This window comes from Photobacterium aquimaris, from assembly GCF_002954455.1.
In the GTDB taxonomy this organism is placed as follows: Bacteria; Pseudomonadota; Gammaproteobacteria; order Enterobacterales; family Vibrionaceae; genus Photobacterium; species Photobacterium aquimaris.
Window position 1 is genome coordinate 122,572 of the sequence record NZ_MSCC01000002.1, and the last position, 18,751, is coordinate 141,322.

Consider the following 18,751-nt stretch of genomic DNA (forward strand, 5'->3'; position numbering starts at 1 on the left):
TTTTATATTCCTTATTTAACTAAAACACCGCTATGGTAATACAGTTAAAGTAACTTGCCCTGCATCTTTTAGATAACGGTTTATTAGTAAGTCAATATAAGCTTTATCAATCTCGTCAACCACTGCTTGCGGCTCTAATACCGAACCAATAGGAAAACCATTAATAAAATCTCGGTGAACAAACCGAGCCCGTTGTTGCGGAAATTTATCATTATCAAGCATCGCTAAAACTAACGCTTTTTTATGTTCATCTAACTCAGACTGTGAGACTCCAGTTTGATAAAGATCTTTTAGAGCAAGCTCTACCGCCTCAACGCCTTTATCAGCATCTTTTTTATCAGTTACTACATTAATCTGACATCGAGCATAATTACTTCCTGGTGTTGCAGAGCCGCACCAAGCATTAGGTGAATAAGTCAGTGATAGTTCTTCTCTTACATTGTTAAGCATTTTTCTTTGTAAGACCCTAGATATAAGATCTGACGCATATATATCTTTAATATTAGGTTCAGTGGCCTCAAAGATAAAATCAAAGACTAGATCAGCACGATTTAATTTATTAATTTCCCTTTTTAAACTGACCTTCTTATTTAAAACGGGTTGTTTTTTAATTGTATATTGGTGTTTTTTACCTTTAGGTAAGCTGCCTATGTATTTTGCTATTAAAGCTTTAGCTTGCAACGGCTCAAAATCACCAATTAAAGTTAATTTATAACCATTTGCATGACCAAATAACTGCTTATATACAGCTTCAACTTTTTCTTTATCAAGATCATATAACTGTTTAAGTGATAACTTACCTTCATAAGGGTTATGTGAAAACAAATCTCCTTTGGTTATAGACTGAAAGTTTGGATCATTATTTCTCGTCCATTGAATCATTGATTGCTTAACATGCTTAAACACGGTGTCATCAATTTTTCCGTCTAACATTGCGGCATAAATGCTCGACATCGCAAACTCTAATTTGTCTGCCGCCGTTTCAATAGTGAAGCCTTGGGTAGTATTACTAATATAAGGCGTTAACTGAGTATTATTGAGTTGAAATAATTGGGCTGTTTGCTGACCAGTCATCTCTGCCAAGCCACTATTCAAATATATATCTGTAAGCGCAACAGCTGCAGCTCTACTTTTAGGAGCAAGCGCAGTAATGCCCCCTGGTGCTGAAAATTCTAAATACACTTTTCCATTGGCGCTGGAATCAGGCTGTAATAAAGCTGCGACACCATTATCTAAATGTAACTCTTGCATATAATATTGAGGATGTTCACTACTCTTAACAATTTTGCCTACGGCTGGTAAGTTGGCGATTAATGCTTTACTCGCAATGACTAAATTATCATTCGGCAGACTCTGCTTAGTCAAAAGAGTCTGCTGAATGCCAGCAATAATTTTAGCGGTATCTTGCGTCCCAGACCCTTGGGTATAAAATGCACTAAATTGTGGTTTAACTAGTGTTTCACTCGTAAAATTATTAATCTCATCTAAGCGTATTTTAGCTAAAAACTCATTAGCTAAAATATTATTTAAAGATGGAGAAATATTGGTTTTATTGTGCATTAATGAATTTAACGCTTCATTGATGATATCGACTGATTTTTTATTTTTATAATCAATATTGGCGTTTTTTGTCTGTGATGCTAATAACGCTTTTTGCTGCTTAAACTCTTCATTTGTGAAACCATATTGTTGTAATCTTGCAGCTTCACTTGCTAAAAACTTTATTGCTCCACTTCTATTATTAAAAGAGTTATCATGATTAACACCCAATGAATAAACCCACTTATTGCCCCCATCATTAGGCGTACCTATATAAGAAAATGCGTGATTATAGGGCGTTTTTTTCAACTCATTACTTCGCGTTAAACGATAATTGAGCAGTTGGTTTACAAAAATAATTAATCTATTTTTATAATCATCATGGTAGGTTTTATATTTATAATCAGGCAAATTAAATACCAATGATGAGGTTTCTACTTTTATCTGTGGACTCGCGACTGTAAAAGGAGTTTGCTTGAAGTTAGGTATGCGGTGTGGCTGTTTTAGCTGTAATTGAAGATCGCCTTTAAATGCTAAAAAATATTCATTAATTAACTGAACTGTAGTATTTTCTTTCACATCACCCACAATTAAAAGTTCAATATTTTCAGGGTGATACCAGCTATTATAATATGCTTTAAGGCCGGCTTGCGTCGCTTTCTCTATGCTATTTACTGTACCGACTATTTTCTGGTATTGATATTTAGTCCCTTCACCAAAATTATCCATATATGCGATATAAGGGTTATCTAATAAATTGGCGCGAGCATAAATTTCACCTTGAACAACGCCTTTCTCTTTCGTTATTTCAGCTTGATTTAAATTTATCTGATAACTTATATCAGCTAAATATTGCAAAACTTGTTTTAATAATAGCTCATTACCTGCAGGAATACTTAATTGATAGACTGTATTATCAAAACTCGTAAACGCATTGAGATCACGACCAAACACTAAACCTGCTTGTTCAAAGAGTCTTATGATTTTATTTTTAGGAAAATTTTTTGTGCCATTAAAAGCCATATGCTCAAGCAGATGAGCATAACCTTGTTGCTGTTCTGTTTCTTGTACTGAGCCGGCTTTTATGCGTAGATATAACTGTATTCGATCACTTTGCTCATCAACTGGCAATATATGGTACGTAAACCCCGTAATCAGTTTACCAGTGATCCAAGCTGGATCTTGAGGTAATAATGAATGATTACTGTCAGCTCTTGCATTACTTGAAACAACCATGACTATCAATAATAGCCCTAAGTGCATGATTGCTCGCTTCACGGAAGGCTGCATATCATTACTAACTGAATCTAGCTCTACTGTATCAGCACTATTCTTTCTACAAAAAAGAACCGATATTATGCTTAAATAATCATTAAATATTGCCACTATTACCACTTCACATGTTAAATACCTTGTAGTAATTATTCATGTTACTTTTTTAGTAATCTTCGAATGATTTGATTTTTGCGATGAAGCTCATTATAAAATCATGCAACACGCATCATTACAAAAATTACGTCTACTGATGTTATTCATTTTCGTTACCGGCATCGATTGGTCTTTACGAAGGTTCACTCATTAGACTGCGCTAACTCAAACAACGATAAAAATGCAATCGGCACTAACAGCTAATCGCTTTTTAGCCTACAATAACGACCAAAATATTATGATTCAGGTATAAACATGAAAATTTGTTCAGTTGAACTACGCAGCAATGAAGCTATTATTTGCCTATTAACTTTAGATGGCGGAATGATTGGTATTCCAGAATGCCGTACTCAGAAGTTCATTATGGATAATTCTCTTGATAACCAAAAAATGAGAGATTTCCAATTTGCATTTAAGAAACTACTTGATGACTACAAAGTTGAAAAAGTAGTGATCCGTACTCGTGAAACACGCGGAAAATTTGCAGGAAGTTCTGTAGGCTTCAAGCTTGAATCAGCTATTCAGTTAATTGATGGTCTTGATGTTAACTTTATGTCTAATGCAGACATCAAAGAGAAATTAAAGCGTAATCCTATGGCAATTGATTTCCGTGCAACAGGTTTACGTCAATTCCAAGAAGCAGCATTCACAACTGGTTATGCATTTCTTGGTCGTTAATTAACGATATAAAACTAATAAAAAACAGAAGTGTTTTACACACTTCTGTTTTATCTCACCAAACTAGATCTTATTATTTTAATTTTTTTTGTTGTTCTAGTTCATGCTTATCAACATATATTAATTTACAGAATCCCAACAATTTCAATAGTGAAACTGCAATCAAAGAACGATAACTTCTATCACTGTGCACAACGTAACCAGATTCGCTATACAGAGGCTTACCTTGAATAATTTCAGTCACGGGTAAATAGTCAGTATCAGTTTGAGATTCATCACGTTGACGTAAATCTAACACTTTCTGATCCACATTTGATAACGATGAAATAGTAGCTAAAGGAGCCGCTTCGATTGCATTCGTCATCACTGATACGTTTTTATACCCCAAACCTGTTATGGTTGACACAATCTTTTGACAATATTGCTCATCACAAATCACTTCAATATCAATATTCTTATCTGGTAATAGAAGCTCTAACCAATATTTAAACCCTACACCATGAAAACCAACAAAAACACTGTTTTCAATATGATGTTCAATAAATTCTTTTTCTGAACGCGTATCAATAATGATATGTTTTCGATCGGTAAATATATGCATTATTACATCCCTAATTGTATTAATAATGACTACAAGCTATGGATTTTAACGCTTTGTCTATTTTAATAAAACAATTAATAATCATAGAGATTTATCTCTTTGACTCAACCTATAAGCCACATTAACTATTGCTATATAAATAACAAACAATCAATCTTTAATATGGATTTCTGATGTATAAAAAGCACTATATTACCGTTTAAATTAAACATCTTAATAAATTAAAAATGGAAATAATCTGAATTTATTACGTACTCTATTATAAGTTGTAATAATAAAATATCGCTTTTATCGTGCTATTACATTAATAAAAAACAATTAATTTATTAATTATCAAAAAATTTTATCATTAATTTAAATCGTAAAATTAAAATATTTTTGTTATATTAATAATTTAAAACCATACATATAAAGGGATTCATGGATATAATTACTGAAATATTCACCTATTTATTGATGAATAAACTTCTTTTTACCGTATTAATAATAGCAATTATCGCTATTATTCGTCGTCTTATCCTATCTCAAGTTCGTGGTGATGAGTTTTTCGTTACTGAAACACAGCGAAAATGGATGTCCCGAACTAAAAACGGTTCCTTTATTTTAACACTCGTGGTGCTATTTCTATTATGGCGTTCAGAAATTAACGAATTTGCACTGTCACTCACAGCGATTGCTGTTGCTATTGTTGTTGCTTCAAAAGAAATCATTCTTTGTTTTACTGGTTCAATACAACGTGCCAGCTCACGATCTTTTCGTATTGGCGACTGGATCGAGGTGGGAAAAATATGCGGCGAAGTGATTGAACATAATATGATGGCAACTGTGATTCAAGAGATAGATCTCCATCATGGGCAATACCATTACACTGGAAAAACAGCGACATTACCTAATAGTATGTTTTTTACGTACCCTGTGAAAAATCTCAATTTTATGAAACGCTATGTTTACCATAACTTTTCTATCGTCGTCAGAGACTTTGTTAACCTCTATCCTCTATTACCGACAATTATTGCTAAAATTGATCATCACAGTGAAGATTTTATTGACGTCGCTCGCCGTTATAATAGTGTGATTGAAAAACATGCAGGCGTCGATCTTCCAGGTTCTGAACCTCATATCCATATTAGTAGCTCAACAACTGGCGAACAAATCGTTCATTTTATGATTTTCTGTCCAACAGAGCGTGCAACCCACCTTGAACAAGATATTCGCCGTGATTTCATGGAAGAATATGAACGTACTTTTCCAGCAGCAGCCGTATAATTGTTAATGGTAATTCGACGCGAATTACCATTAATTTACTCTTCAACTATACATTGGTATTGATTGTTACAGCAGCTTCAAGACCATCATATAACGCAATAAATTGTTCAGTTAACTTATGCTTAGGATCAAAATGTAGCATTGGACGCTGTTGGTAATGTGACTCTTTCATTTTGATAGATTGCGGTAAATAAGGTGTCAAAATAGGAAAACCAAGGGTTTTAATCTCTTCAATAATCTGTCGAGGAAACTTTGCTTGTGCATTAAACATATTAACCACAATGCCTTCTAATTCTAAATTACGATTATGATCATCACGTAACTCGGCTAAATTATCCATTACTTTGATTAACGCTTGCTGAGAAAAATTATCACAATCAAAAGGAATTAGAAGCTTATGCGCTGCGATTAAACCCGACTTGGTATAAAAATTTAAATTAGGTGGCGTATCAATATAAATCCGATCAAAATCATTCTCTAACGCATCGAGTACATCACGAAGTTTATATATTTTATAACGCCGTTCTAGTTCAATTTCTAATTTATCAAGCTTTGGACTAGAAGGTATAATAAACAAATTATCGTAAGCTGTTGGTTGAGGATAATAGCTAATAGGAGTCGATACCGCAAACCATGATGCGGTTTGATTTAAAACTTCAGCCATAGTTTTATCATTAGGCTGATTAATATCAACCCCTAAATAAGCACTACTATTGCCTTGAACATCAAGATCAATCACTAATGTCTTATAGCCTTTAGCTGCACTGATTGCGGCTAAATTAACAGTAATACTTGATTTACCTACTCCACCCTTTTGATTAAAAATAATCCTGCGCATTAATTTCATCCCTGATCATCGATAACTATTAACAACTATACACACTCATGCATATAGTTGTTAGCTAAAAATATCATTTGAATCAATATTGTATATACAGTTGGCGTATTATTTATTAAACCTGATACAACTCTAATGGCAATCCATCTGGATCACTAAAAAAAGTAAACGCTTTATCGGTTAAATCATCAATACGAATCGGTTCAACCTCCACCCCATTCTGTTGCAGATAATCGACAGTCAACGCCAGATCATCAACAGCAAAAGCTAAATGACGTAAACCTTGAGCTTCAGGATAACTTAGGCGTTGGGGCGCACCATTAAATGAAAATAATTCTATTTGACTATTATCAGGCAATTTTAGATCTAATTTATATGAATCACGATCTTCACGATAGGTTTCACAAATAATTTCTAGTTGTAATAACTGCGAATAAAACGCTTTTGAACGTGAGTAATCACTACAAATAATCGCGACATGGTGAATGGCTTTTAACATATTACTCTACCGTTATTGTGGGACCGTTTGGTACGTTGATCATCTTAAAAGGTGTCATCAAATGAGGATTATGACTAATATCTACATGTTTAATTAATGTATCACCGTAATTTAAGTAGGTCAGTAAGGGATTATGGCTAACATCTAATGTTTTTAAGCGGTTAAAACTGACATTAACAATCTTCAATTGTCGATTATGGCTAATATTTAAATGAGCCAATTTATTGTGTTCAACACTTAACACCTGCAATTTTGGATTATGACTAATATCAACAAAGGTTAATTGATTTGATGACAAATCTAATGTTGTTAAATGAGTTAAATAGCGCACTTCTCGTGCATCTCGAATATTAAAATGACTACATTTTAATGTTGTGATTTGATCGATGTTTTTTTTACCTTGTGCAAATACACAACGTTTAAAATTGGGATCAATAAATGTTAGCGATGTAAGCGTTGGTCGCACTTGTTGCGCACACCCTGTCAGTAGCGATCCAATGATAATGGCAACCATGCCTAACCATATATGGCGATTATTCACTCTTCATTCCTTTATTAATCTTGTCGTAGTGGACGAATAACGGATTCTAACCCTTCGATTTTAAACTCTAATGCTAGTGCCATTAATATCCCTAACTGCCCTTCTGGAAAGCCTTTCTTTTGAAACCATAATAAATATTCATCTGGTAAATCAATGAGTACTCGACCTGCATATTTACCAAATGGCATTTTCATATTTGCTAATTGAATGAGATGTTGTTTTTGGAACATAGTTGTACACCAACGAGATTGAGCACTTAGTTATGGCTGTCGTTACAAACAATGACAAACCTTGGACTGATACGCATATAGCATAATTGATAACGTAAAAAATAGCATGTATCCGTAAAAATGTACTCGATTAATAGCCTATAATTTAACAACTGAACGTTTACATTTTTCGCGATCTTTGTCACACTTAGCGTCCGTTTTTTCACTGGCACCAAACGGATATGATTGGTAATCAATTAACTCTTTTTGTAACTCTATCTACTGATTACCAACACTTAAATCTCAGCACATTAAAGTAAAATCACATATAAGATTAAGAGAATATCCATGAGAAAAACGCTACTAACTACACTATTTATTGCAACCATATTAACGGGTTGTGCAAGCTCACCTAAAAATGCAGCGGATCTTGTTAATACATGGACAGTGAGTTCAATCGATGGTTATACCCAACCTGTCGATGCTTTGGCGACTAAACCAAAACTACAGATTAATAAAAATTTTAATGTTAGCTACACTGGCTGTAATACGTTAACAGGTAAAATACGTCTCACAACTCAAGATCTCACTACTAAAAATTTAGTATCAACTCAAAAGATGTGTATTCAAAATGAACAAGCGACTGTTGATGGCTTTGTAAAGCAAATGCTGACAGGACCATCTAAATTTTTAGTCAACAATAATACCTTGATCTTAAGTTCAGATAACCACACTGTTACTTTTAAGCGCATCGCCAACAAATAACACCCTACTCTCGTCCACAATAATGCTATGATTATTGTGGCTTTTTTTATGGTTGCATTGTAGGTGTTACTAATAATTCAGCCACAATACGCTTCAATAAAAAGGTTTCTCTCTCAATCGACATCCCTTTTTTATCAGAATCTTGCATGGTCTTTTCATTATGGGCTATTGCAGCATAAATATTGATCCACACTGGCTTCATACCATTTTTCTGCTCATAATCTTCTAACCGTGTTTGCCCTAATTGCGGATCAATTTTGCATACATAACAAAACGATTCCATGTGGACGATATCATGTTCAGGTTTATACCAAGGTCGAAATTCTTCATATAAACCAAATGGTTCAATATCACGAATATTAGTCGCTCCCGTTTCTTCTTCTAACTCTCGTATTAATCCTTGCAGCTGATCTTCACCAGCATCAATACCACCACCAGGTAAGGTATAGTCATCATAACGGGCAGTATACAACATCAAAATATTGTCACCATTGAGTACAATTGCACGTGTTGCTTGGCGGTGATATATCGTTAATGTCGGTGAGTGAAGATCGGTATTGATTAAATCAGCATGAACTGACGATGTTAAAAAACGCATTACTGTTTACTCATTTAAATTTTATACGAATATTCTACCCAATTAGCGGTTATAAAACGAATCTAATCGGCATAAAAAAGCTCCATTAAAGGAGGCTTAAAGATAGTAAGTACTTAGTTACCAGTTAAACAATTTATTGAAGAATCCTTCAACTTTATGCTTCACTTTTTCTGCCTGACAATTCTGTCTAAGATCACCATGCGGATCCCAAATAGGCATTCTTGTGCTACCAGTACAGCTTGGAATGTATTCACCATCAGCGGCTATATTATAATTCTCTGCTTCAATATTTGCTGGCTGACGTAACAATAATGGCTCAGGTTTACGATGCTGAATATAATCAGTATAAAGACGTAACGCGCCACTTGCGCCTGTTAGGTGAGTACTCTTATTATCATCACGCCCCATCCAAACAGTGACCACTTCACGGCCATCGATACCTACATACCAACTATCGCGACCATTATTGGTGGTACCCGTTTTACCTGCTAAATGGGTATTCGGGAACAATTTATTCAGTGAATGAGCAGTACCAAATTTAACCGTATCTTGCAGTGCAAACATTGTTAGCCATGCTGCCTGTGGTGGCACAACTTCAGCTGCTTTTGGCCAGTTTTGATATAGCACCTTGCCGTTTTCATCAACCACCGCATTTAAAGCTGTTAATGGCGCTAAATAACCTTCATTACCAATTCCTTGGTACATTTGAGCAACATCTAGCGGTGACAATGTGATTGAACCTAGGAATAATGACGGCACTTGAGGAATATCATCACGTGGAATCCCTAATTTCGTCAGTGTATCTGTTACTTTATCAACACCGACCGCCATACCTAAATTAACCGTTGGCACATTATACGATTTAGCCAATGCGACAAATAATGGCACCTCACCACGGTATTTACGATCGTAATTACGTGGACTCCATGTAGCACCATCATGCATCTTAATTGATAACGGCTGATCTTTTAATGAACTCGTCAAACTAAATCGAGCTGGATTTTCTAATGCAGAAAGGTATAACGCTGGCTTAATAACTGAACCAACTTGGCGCTGAGCATTAATTGCACGGTTATAACCCGCAAATCCTGGTTTATCACCGCCAATCATGGCGCGGATTTCACCGGTAGTGCGATCAACAATCACCACTGCCGTTTGTAAATCTTTACCAGCACGTTTTTGTACCTCAGGCATCACTTTAGCCACTGCAGCTTCGGCCAATTTTTGTGATTGAGGATCAAGTGAGGTAAATATGCGTAAACCTTTACCAGCTTCAAACGCAGCGCCTGCTTTTTGCTCTAGCTCTGCTTTAATTTGATCAAAATAGGCAGGTTGGCGTTTCGCCAATTGACCTTTTTTCTGAATATCTAATGGCAGTTTAATCGCTGCTTGATAAGCATTATCACTAATCTCACCGTCTTTATTCATTAACTCTAATACGATATTTCGACGATCTTTAGCACGCTCTGGATGACGCCAAGGATTATAATATGTTGGCCCTTTTACCATACCAATTAACAATGCTAATTGATCAACTCGTAACTCTGATAATGGACGATCAAAATAATAACGTGACGCTAAAGCAAAACCGTGTATGCCATGGCCACCAAACTGAGCCAGATAGACTTGGTTCATATAAGCATCAAGCACTTCTTGCTTGCCATAACGGGTATCAATGATAATCGCCATGTAAGCTTCTTTAAATTTACGCCAAAATGTACGCTGACTACTTAAAAACATGTTTTTCGCTAACTGTTGCGTTAGCGTACTACCGCCTTGAACGGTATGGCCGGCTTTAATATTGGCAATAAATGCTCGCGCAATACCCACTAAAGAAATACCATCGTGCTCATAAAAATGACGATCTTCAGTATCAATTAAACCCGCCACTAATAGCTTCGGCATTTTATCTTCAGGTAAATAAATACGTTGCTCATCTGAATGTGCTTCAAGCATACCTAGCATCTTTGGATCAATATGCAAAAAGCCAAGTTCTTTATTAGAATCTAAATCCATGATGCGGGTTATACTGTCATTATTAAATGACACTGAAACATGACGCGCGCCTTCAGGCCCTTCCTTAAAGTTAAATGGTCGACGTACAAAATCAACTTTCCAACCATTCGCCGCATACTCGCCGCTCTGATCTGGCTTTGCTACTTTTTGATAACCTAAAACTTTAAGTTCATTCACCAACGAATTGTAGGTTATTGGCGCACCAGGTTGTAATGCCATCTCACGCGCATAAACAACTGAAGGTAACTGCCATAACTGGCCAGCAAACTTAGCACTAATTTGTTGGTTTAAGTCGTAGCCTAAATAAGCCATACCCGCAGTACCAATTAATGTCGCACCAATTAAGGCACGTACAATAACACTACGTTTTTTCTTTATTTGAGGTGCTTGAGGGGGTGATTGTTGATTATTTGACGTCATAAGCCTGTTCAATGTAATAAGTTCGTCATTACCACGTTATATATCTCTGTGGTAGCCAACGTATATTGGTAAAGCATTCGCTCAATGATACCAGTGTCTGCACACTGATTTTAAAATAATATTACTATAACTTAATATATATTTTTGGTTGTCATCACGTTGTCAGATATTTTAAGGTTAATCTATCAGCTTGGGTTTTATTAGCCTTTTTGATATAAATACTCCAAAATACGCTTCTTTATTTATTTGGCGATGATCAATCCAGATCAACGTCGTGGTATCTGCGAGAAATTATATGCAACGTGATTACACTTTAAACTGCCTTTTAACCATGCCGCGACATGAATTAGAAGAATTTAGCCTTCGCGTAATAGGTCGTATGGTACCAGAAGATGTGATGCAGGAAATATTTACCTTTGATCAAGAAGAAATTGACAGCGAAGAACGTCTAAAATCAACCCAATTTGATGCGATGCTACGAATGACGGCGATTGCATTAGGGGAAGTGAATATTGCGTTTTCTGATTCTGATAATGCTCAACAAAACAGTGAGCGCATGATCCGCTTATTGTTATGGCATTTTTATGCTATTTCTTTTCAGCTTGAAGAAGCGGTCACTCTAGAGCAGCATTGTGCCGAAGTTGAAAAAATTCTTACTAACGCACCAGATAATGCGTTTGGCTGGATCAGTGTATTAACTGAATTATTACACCGTTATGCCACGTTAAGTGAACAAAAAAATTAATCGTAACTATCCTATCATTATAGTTTGTAACCACAGCTTATACACTGTAATAATTAGATAACAAAAAGGCGTACCCATCTAGGTACGCCTTTTTTTAAATGCTTAATTGCCGATCTTTATCGTGAAATGCACATCACTATTAATAATCGAAATCGCTGTACTCCGGACTATCGAAACGCGAACGTGTCACACGACGTTTCTTCTTACCACGAGATTGCAGATCTAAATCCTGAAAATCATCTCCAAACTCAGAATTGAATTTTGATTTGCTGCCTTTGTGAAATTTTTGGTTTAACTTAGCCATTTGCGTTTCCTGAACTACATCCAGAGTAGATAATTATTAAAATAGAACACTGGCAATTGTAATGTTCTATTGTGACAAAACAGTACTAAGTTAATGTAAAAAACATGACAGACAATCCGGTCCATAGTTCATTGTTTCTTACCCTAGTAGCATTTTTTCTTAGACTAATTCAGGAATTCACTTCCGTACAACAAGTAATTTTGCTGGTAACAACAAATTGTTTCAATCAAATGCTTTCGATCACATTCTTGAATGGTACATCGATAATTTCATTAATTAATGCTTCCTTATCATTAGTTTCACGCCAAACCACATACAAGCTCTGCTCCATAATTGGTGCGTCTTCAACAACATACAATTCGCCTAACGCAGCGCTATTTGCAACTACTGGTGAAGGGAAATAGCCGACACCGCCATTGGAAAGAATATAATCAAGCGCCATCTTACAAGAATGAGTATGTAATACGGGCGTACGCTGTAATTCAGGAATACGACTATGCTCAACTGAGAATCGCGTTCCCCAATCAAGATAAATAAGTGGCATATCACGCACACTATTTACATTACAGTGTGGCTGATTAGTCACTAACTGTAATTGATAGTCGCGTACTTTTTGAACATGTAAGTTTTCAATTTTTGGCGGCTCACTGGTAATAAACAAATCAATACTTTTATCAAACAGACGTTTTGCCATTCCTTCTCGTTTGACGGACTCTAAACGTAAAGCAAGTCCTGGCACTGTCGCGTAAATACGATTAATCCAAGCAGAAATACCATCAAATTCCCAAAATAACGGTGATGCACCAATCGTCAATTGAGTATTTAAGCTATCGGTTAAGGCTACATCTTGTTTTGCTCGTCCCCAAGTTTGCAAAATAGCTTCAGCATAAGGCTGCAAACGTTCACCAGCGGCGGTAAGGTGTACATTTCCGCGTTGACGAGAAAATAATGGATTACCTAATTGTGACTCAAGTTGGCGAATACGAAAACTGACTGCAGATTGCGTCAAATATAAGTTATCGGCAGCTCGACCAAAGTGGCGTGTTTTGGTAACTTCCAAGAACGTTTTAAGTAATTCAGTATCCACGGCAAAATTCTCAATAATAAGAGTAGGTTAAATAAAAAAATAACGGTATATATAAGTCATTATATCGCGAATAGATTCAATGTTTATATCCTTTGAAATAGTACAACCTATTAGCGCTGAATATTAATTAATTTTTTTCATCTTAACAATAAAAAATAATTGATTTACAACCTAGCAAGTCTGGATAAATATCTGCTCAAATCACATCAAGGACTTTATGAATGAGAAGTGAAGGTAAATTTTACGACGATAAAAACTTCCCACGCGGCTTTAACCGCTCAGGGGTTTTTACTATTAGTGAAACCAGCGTATTAGAAAACTATGGACGTTCTATGCGGGCCCTTTTTGACGGAACAACACAACCTATTGATGACTCTGAAGTTCAGTTTTTAGCTGAAGTACAAGGTCAACAACAAGCCGTGTCTGAGTTTGGAAAATGCTGGATTAAATACCTAAACCATACCAGTCATAAAACACGTAGTTATACATTATGTGTTTCACAACGCGCTCATACAACCGGCTCATACGGTGATGATGATGATAGCGATAGTGGTACTGATAACGATCTCGATTATTAGTTTTCACTTTTAAAACGGATTTTTCAAAACAATCGCCAATAAAATGAAGCCATCCCACTTAGTGTGATGGCTTATTTCTTTATATTAGCCTGTAAAAATTTAACAGGCCTCTTTTTGGTATAGCTATGAAAATTTGTTTTGTTATGTATCCGTGGGAACGCGTTGAAGCAGAAAACGATTCTACTTTACGTTTGATTCATGAAGCCGCAAGCCGCGGTCACACGGTTGCAATCACAACACCGAGTAACTTAACCATGCGCGACAGTATGGCAATTGCTTTCTGTAACGTATTAAAAAAAGGTGAAGTCTCAAACAATATTCCAAGCTTCTACCGTAAAGCTGAATTTAATAACGCCGAGTTACCACTTGCGGGCTTTGACGTTATTTTTATGCGTGCTAACCCACCATTAGATACGATGGCATTGAACTTCCTTGATTCAGTGCGTGACCATACCTTTATCGTTAACGATATTGATGGCCTACGTGTCGCAAATAACAAACTTTATACTGCGTCATTACCCGATCCAAACAAAGAGTTTATTCCTGTTACTCATGTATCTAAAAACCGTGATTACCTTGAACGTGTTCTTGATGAGTCACCGCAAGATCGTATGATCCTGAAGCCATTAAACGGTTACGGTGGTAAAGGCGTGATCTTGATTGAAAAAAGTGCCAAATCAAGTGTGAAATCACTGCTTGATTTCTATATCGGTGATGATCAGAACTACGTTATTCTGCAAGACTACATTGAAGGTGCAGAACAGGGTGACGTACGTATTATGCTACTAAATGGTGAACCTATTGGTGCGATGCGTCGTATTCCTGCAGAAGGCGATGTACGCTCAAATATTCATGCTGGCGGCCGCGAAGTAAAACACGTTTTAACCAAACAAGAATTAGCACTTTGTAAGCACATTGGACCTAAATTGGTACGCGATGGCCTTTACTTCGTTGGTTTAGATGTTATTAACGGCAAATTGGTGGAAGTTAATGTACTAAGCCCTGGTGGTATTACGCGTATCAACCGTTTAAATCGCGTAAAACTTCAGCGTAATGTGCTTGATTTTGTAGAAAGTGTGGTGATCGCAAAAGAAGTTGGCATCGCTCGCAAAAATGATTTTCGGAAGGTAATTGCAGATGCAGCTTACTGAGTTAGAAATTTTAGAAAAAATTCGTAGTCTTACGCCATTTGAAGCACATCTTGATGATGGTAGCCTGATGATTCGCATTAGTGAATATCAACCTTACATTGCAACAGCGGTCCATAACGGCCACAATCTGCGTCAATCATTACAAACACAATGTGCATTGACAGAAGAAGAACGTTACTTTGAAGAAGATCCCTTTACTGGTGACTTCATCTCTTCATTGCCGATTGTATTGCAAGGCGAAGATTCACGTTATGAGTATGACCTCAATCGTGCACCTGAAAACTGCATTTACGATGACGCATGGGGAAAAAATGTTTGGTCAACACCGTTAAGTGGTGCTGAACGTGAAATATCCTTGGCTAAACACCAGAGTTACTATCGCATTCTACAATGCTTAGTTGAAACATTAGAACTGCAATTTGGTTTGTGCTTAATTTACGATATTCATTCGTATAATTACCAACGTGTTGATACTGCGACACCAACCTTTAATGTTGGTACTATGCAGATCAATCGTCGTCGCTGGCGCAAAGAGATTGATGTTCTGCTAGAAGGGCTTAACAATGTTGAGCTGCCTAACATTGATGTGACAGCACTGGAAAATGATATTTTTAAAGGCCTTGGCTACCAAGCTGCTTTTATTAAACAACATTTCAAAAACACCTTAATTATGCCAATTGAGGTCAAAAAGATTTTCATGAACGAAGAAGGTGGTGAAGCCTACCCTCTTGTTATTGAAAAATTGAAAGAATCGATGAAGACAGTGATCACGGAACATGCAGCGTTCACGATCACCAAGCGTACCAAAGCCAAAGGGCTAACAGGTAGCGATGTACTTGCATCAAATCTTTCTAAAGAAGTAATTAACCTTGACCGTCAGTTGTATAAAATAGCGCGAGGTATTAATACCCTTAGCTATATTAATCCAACTAATCTTAAGCAAGAAAAAAGACGTTTTTTAAGTAAACCATACAGCTACCAACCACAGTTTACTTACCGTCAATTGGATTTGGATCCGTATAAATTCCGTGAGCAGCTCTATCGCTTACCGGTTGAAACGATCCGTGATGCTGACGTACAGAAAATGTACCGTAAAGTCATCGATCAACTTGCTGTGCGTATTGATCTATTATGCAGTATTGGTACTGATGAATTTTTATATAATTCATTGCGTTATTACGGTCAGCCTGATGAACGTGATATTGCCAACGCTAAATTTATTTTGCATGCGTGTGAATATAAAGAACAGCAACCTGCGAATATCAGTGCTAAAGAGGCAATAGAAGCTTTTAAAGTTGCAGCAGCTGAATATGACATCCCTTGTAAAGTGGTTGCATCAAAGCAATTAATAGCACGAGCGATGGTGAGCGGTAAGGTTATCAAGGTCAATCCAAATAGTCGCTTTACTCAAGGTGATCTAGATGCATTGATCCATCATGAATTAGGTGTGCACCTTGTTACTTCAGTCAATGCTGAAAGACAACCACTTAAAATTTTGCAATTAGGCTTACCGGGTAACACCCACACTCAAGAAGGCCTAGCAATTTTATGTGAACACTTATCTGGCAGTTTCCCGCTACATCGCCTTAAAACATTGGCGTTACGCGTAGTAGCTGTAGAAATGATGGTTAATGGCGATAGCTTTAACGACTGTTTTAATAGCCTACGTCATGATTATGCTATGTGTGATGACGAAGCGTTTACTATTACAGCGCGTGCTTATCGTGGTGGCGGTTTTACTAAAGACTTCCTCTACCTACGTGGCTTAAAAGATGCGATTCAGGCGTATAAAACGGAAGACTTAACCTCGTTATTCATCGGTAAAACAGGGTTTGAATTTAAACCATTACTTGATGAGTTAATTGAGCGCGGCATTCTAAAAACACCAAGTTTTATGCCAAAAGCACTTTCAATTGAGGCTGACATCGATCCAGTGATGGACTTTATGCTGAACTCCATTCGTTAATACTGAAACATTAACAACGAAGTTTGTCTTTCGATAGATACTAAAAAGCGACCATGATGGTCGCTTTTTTATTCGCTAATATATCAATCAATTACATTGGTAATCGCTTACTATCAACACGAATAATAACACAGGTCAAAATAACCAAAGTCACAGCAATAGCGGCAAGTAATACAAACACACCATTCCATGAATATGCTTTTTCAATCATCGCAATTGGCGCACCAGCAAGCGCAGCACCAACATAGGTTACACCGCCTTTAAGACCTGTTGCAGCACCCGCACCATCTGCGTGTGAGGCTTCAATAATACCTAACGCAAACAACATCTGCGGCGCATAAATACCAGCACCAATAACGAAGAAACATAGCGCAACAAGTAAGTAGCTCATATGGATAGTAAAACCAACACCCACCATACCTGCAATTAATACAAAGCAATAAATTAAAATTGTTTTCCAGCGATCAGCGCCAAAGAACTTATCAGAAATAATACCTGATGTCAGACCGCCTAAAATACCACCCGCTTCAAACCAAGCGACTAATGAGTTAGAACGAACTAGGTCCCAATGCAGTACATCAACAAAGTAAACGCTAACCCAGTCGCTTGAAACAGTACGGATCACATAAATGCATAAGTCACCGCCAATCGCTAACCAAATAATAGGGTTAGTTAGAATGTAGCGTTGAAACATTATCCACATTGATAAACCAGTTTCAGAGCGCTTATTGATCTCTAATTGCTTAGTATCGTTACGCCATTCACCGACATTGGGTAAACCGTAATTTTCAGGTTTACCGCGCATCAAAATAGCGGCGATCAAAGCTTGTACCGCAGTAATCGCTGCTGGTACATAAAACGCATAACGCCAGTTACCCGTATAGGCAATAACAGCAGAAGCAATTAACGGCGCTAATGCACCACCAACATTGTGGGATGTATTCCATAATGAATACCAACCACCGCGCTCAGATTTTGAATACCACTGACTAATTGCTTTAGCGATAGGTGGAAAACCACAACCTTGCACAACAGCTGTCAAGCAATACAGTGCGAGTAACATACTAACGCTGTTGGTCATACCAATACCAACGTTAATAATGGCAATTACCACTAATACCGGTGCTAAAAATAAACGTGGATTAATTCTATCGGCTAAAAGACCTGAACTAAATTTTGAAAGGCCGTATAAAATATAATAAATCGATGAGGCTAAACCAAACTGTACCATGGTCATGCCAAGATCTTTCATTAACAATGGCGCAGCAGCAGCGAACGCTTTTCTTGAAATATACATCACGGTATAGGTCAAGAAAGTAGTAATAATTATTTGCCAACGAAGGCGTTTATAAGTCGCATCTAGTTTTGAATTATTCATCAAATAGGGATCGTTCAAAGAGGGATTTTAGAAAGCGCACAGCGTACTATTTGACACAATTAGTTACAAATTAATTATTCGGTTACTATTTGAGCTTTGGAATATTCATTCACAGTCAAGATTAACGCACTTATCAGACCAGAT

Annotated in this window: 18 protein-coding genes; 7 read left to right on the top strand and 11 right to left on the bottom strand. The window is 36.7% G+C overall.

Annotation, left to right across the window (positions count from 1 at the left end):
* Window positions 1-30: 30 nt before the first annotated feature.
* The gene (locus BTN98_RS11615) at window positions 31-2,925 is read right to left on the bottom strand and encodes a M16 family metallopeptidase (protein ID WP_146107015.1); all 2,895 of its coding nucleotides are present in this window, start codon (window positions 2,923-2,925) and stop codon (window positions 31-33) included.
* Window positions 2,926-3,222: 297 nt separating this feature from the next.
* Here BTN98_RS11615 and BTN98_RS11620 point away from each other — a divergent pair, with 297 nt between their 5' ends.
* Window positions 3,223-3,645 (top strand): DUF3010 family protein, encoded by a 423-nt coding sequence (locus BTN98_RS11620; protein ID WP_060996745.1) that lies wholly within the window; start codon window positions 3,223-3,225, stop codon window positions 3,643-3,645.
* A gap of 73 nt (window positions 3,646-3,718) precedes the next feature.
* Here the strand turns inward: BTN98_RS11620 and BTN98_RS11625 are convergent, their stop codons facing one another.
* Window positions 3,719-4,246 carry a rhodanese-like domain-containing protein gene (locus BTN98_RS11625; RefSeq protein ID WP_060996746.1) on the bottom strand — a complete coding sequence of 176 codons (528 nt, stop codon included), beginning with the start codon at window positions 4,244-4,246 and terminating at the stop codon, window positions 3,719-3,721.
* 420 nt (window positions 4,247-4,666) lie between these two features.
* Here BTN98_RS11625 and BTN98_RS11630 point away from each other — a divergent pair, with 420 nt between their 5' ends.
* Complete coding sequence (locus tag BTN98_RS11630) at window positions 4,667-5,512, top strand: mechanosensitive ion channel family protein (protein WP_060996747.1); 846 nt, start codon at window positions 4,667-4,669, stop codon at window positions 5,510-5,512.
* 46 nt (window positions 5,513-5,558) lie between these two features.
* Here the strand turns inward: BTN98_RS11630 and BTN98_RS11635 are convergent, their stop codons facing one another.
* The 4 genes from BTN98_RS11635 to BTN98_RS11650 form a co-directional block, all read right to left on the bottom strand.
* The gene (locus BTN98_RS11635) at window positions 5,559-6,350 is read right to left on the bottom strand and encodes a ParA family protein (RefSeq protein ID WP_060996748.1); all 792 of its coding nucleotides are present in this window, start codon (window positions 6,348-6,350) and stop codon (window positions 5,559-5,561) included.
* Between the two features lie 115 nt (window positions 6,351-6,465).
* Window positions 6,466-6,849 (bottom strand): SMU1112c/YaeR family gloxylase I-like metalloprotein, encoded by a 384-nt coding sequence (gene gloA2, locus BTN98_RS11640; protein WP_060996749.1) that lies wholly within the window; start codon window positions 6,847-6,849, stop codon window positions 6,466-6,468.
* 1 nt (window position 6,850) lies between these two features.
* Window positions 6,851-7,390, bottom strand: coding sequence for a leucine-rich repeat domain-containing protein (locus BTN98_RS11645; RefSeq protein ID WP_231730614.1), 540 nt, complete (start codon window positions 7,388-7,390; stop codon window positions 6,851-6,853).
* A 14-nt stretch (window positions 7,391-7,404) separates the two neighbouring features.
* A complete protein-coding gene (locus BTN98_RS11650) occupies window positions 7,405-7,620 on the bottom strand; it encodes a DUF3820 family protein (protein WP_060996750.1) in 216 nt (71 codons plus the stop codon).
* Between the two features lie 327 nt (window positions 7,621-7,947).
* Here BTN98_RS11650 and BTN98_RS11655 point away from each other — a divergent pair, with 327 nt between their 5' ends.
* Window positions 7,948-8,364: an META domain-containing protein gene (locus BTN98_RS11655; protein ID WP_060996751.1), complete on the top strand. Its 417-nt coding sequence runs from the start codon at window positions 7,948-7,950 to the stop codon at window positions 8,362-8,364.
* Between the two features lie 46 nt (window positions 8,365-8,410).
* Here the strand turns inward: BTN98_RS11655 and BTN98_RS11660 are convergent, their stop codons facing one another.
* Window positions 8,411-8,962 (bottom strand): NUDIX hydrolase, encoded by a 552-nt coding sequence (locus tag BTN98_RS11660; RefSeq protein WP_060996752.1) that lies wholly within the window; start codon window positions 8,960-8,962, stop codon window positions 8,411-8,413.
* Window positions 8,963-9,079: 117 nt separating this feature from the next.
* Window positions 9,080-11,398 (bottom strand): penicillin-binding protein 1B, encoded by a 2,319-nt coding sequence (gene mrcB / locus BTN98_RS11665; RefSeq protein ID WP_060996753.1) that lies wholly within the window; start codon window positions 11,396-11,398, stop codon window positions 9,080-9,082.
* A gap of 295 nt (window positions 11,399-11,693) precedes the next feature.
* Between mrcB and BTN98_RS11670 the strand changes: the two genes are divergently transcribed.
* Complete coding sequence (locus tag BTN98_RS11670) at window positions 11,694-12,143, top strand: hypothetical protein (RefSeq protein ID WP_060996754.1); 450 nt, start codon at window positions 11,694-11,696, stop codon at window positions 12,141-12,143.
* Between the two features lie 139 nt (window positions 12,144-12,282).
* Here the strand turns inward: BTN98_RS11670 and BTN98_RS20330 are convergent, their stop codons facing one another.
* Together BTN98_RS20330 and hdfR are read right to left on the bottom strand one after the other, a co-directional pair.
* Window positions 12,283-12,447, bottom strand: coding sequence for a hypothetical protein (locus BTN98_RS20330; protein WP_162840651.1), 165 nt, complete (start codon window positions 12,445-12,447; stop codon window positions 12,283-12,285).
* Between the two features lie 226 nt (window positions 12,448-12,673).
* The gene (gene hdfR / locus BTN98_RS11675) at window positions 12,674-13,534 is read right to left on the bottom strand and encodes an HTH-type transcriptional regulator HdfR (RefSeq protein ID WP_060996755.1); all 861 of its coding nucleotides are present in this window, start codon (window positions 13,532-13,534) and stop codon (window positions 12,674-12,676) included.
* Window positions 13,535-13,755: 221 nt separating this feature from the next.
* On the opposite strand from hdfR, the gene BTN98_RS11680 reads away from it, so the two are divergent.
* The 3 genes from BTN98_RS11680 (at window position 13,756) to BTN98_RS11690 (ending at window position 17,229) form a co-directional block, all read left to right on the top strand.
* Window positions 13,756-14,112, top strand: a complete 357-nt coding sequence (locus BTN98_RS11680; protein WP_060996756.1) for a MaoP family protein — start codon at window positions 13,756-13,758, stop codon at window positions 14,110-14,112.
* A 125-nt stretch (window positions 14,113-14,237) separates the two neighbouring features.
* Window positions 14,238-15,263 (top strand): glutathione synthase, encoded by a 1,026-nt coding sequence (gene gshB, locus BTN98_RS11685; RefSeq protein WP_060996757.1) that lies wholly within the window; start codon window positions 14,238-14,240, stop codon window positions 15,261-15,263.
* Window positions 15,250-17,229, top strand: a complete 1,980-nt coding sequence (locus BTN98_RS11690) for a flavohemoglobin expression-modulating QEGLA motif protein (protein WP_060996758.1) — start codon at window positions 15,250-15,252, stop codon at window positions 17,227-17,229. The genes gshB and BTN98_RS11690 overlap by 14 nt, the downstream gene beginning before the upstream one ends.
* 91 nt (window positions 17,230-17,320) lie before the next feature.
* Here the strand turns inward: BTN98_RS11690 and BTN98_RS11695 are convergent, their stop codons facing one another.
* Window positions 17,321-18,607, bottom strand: coding sequence for an MFS transporter (locus BTN98_RS11695; protein WP_060996759.1), 1,287 nt, complete (start codon window positions 18,605-18,607; stop codon window positions 17,321-17,323).
* Window positions 18,608-18,751: the final 144 nt, after the last annotated feature.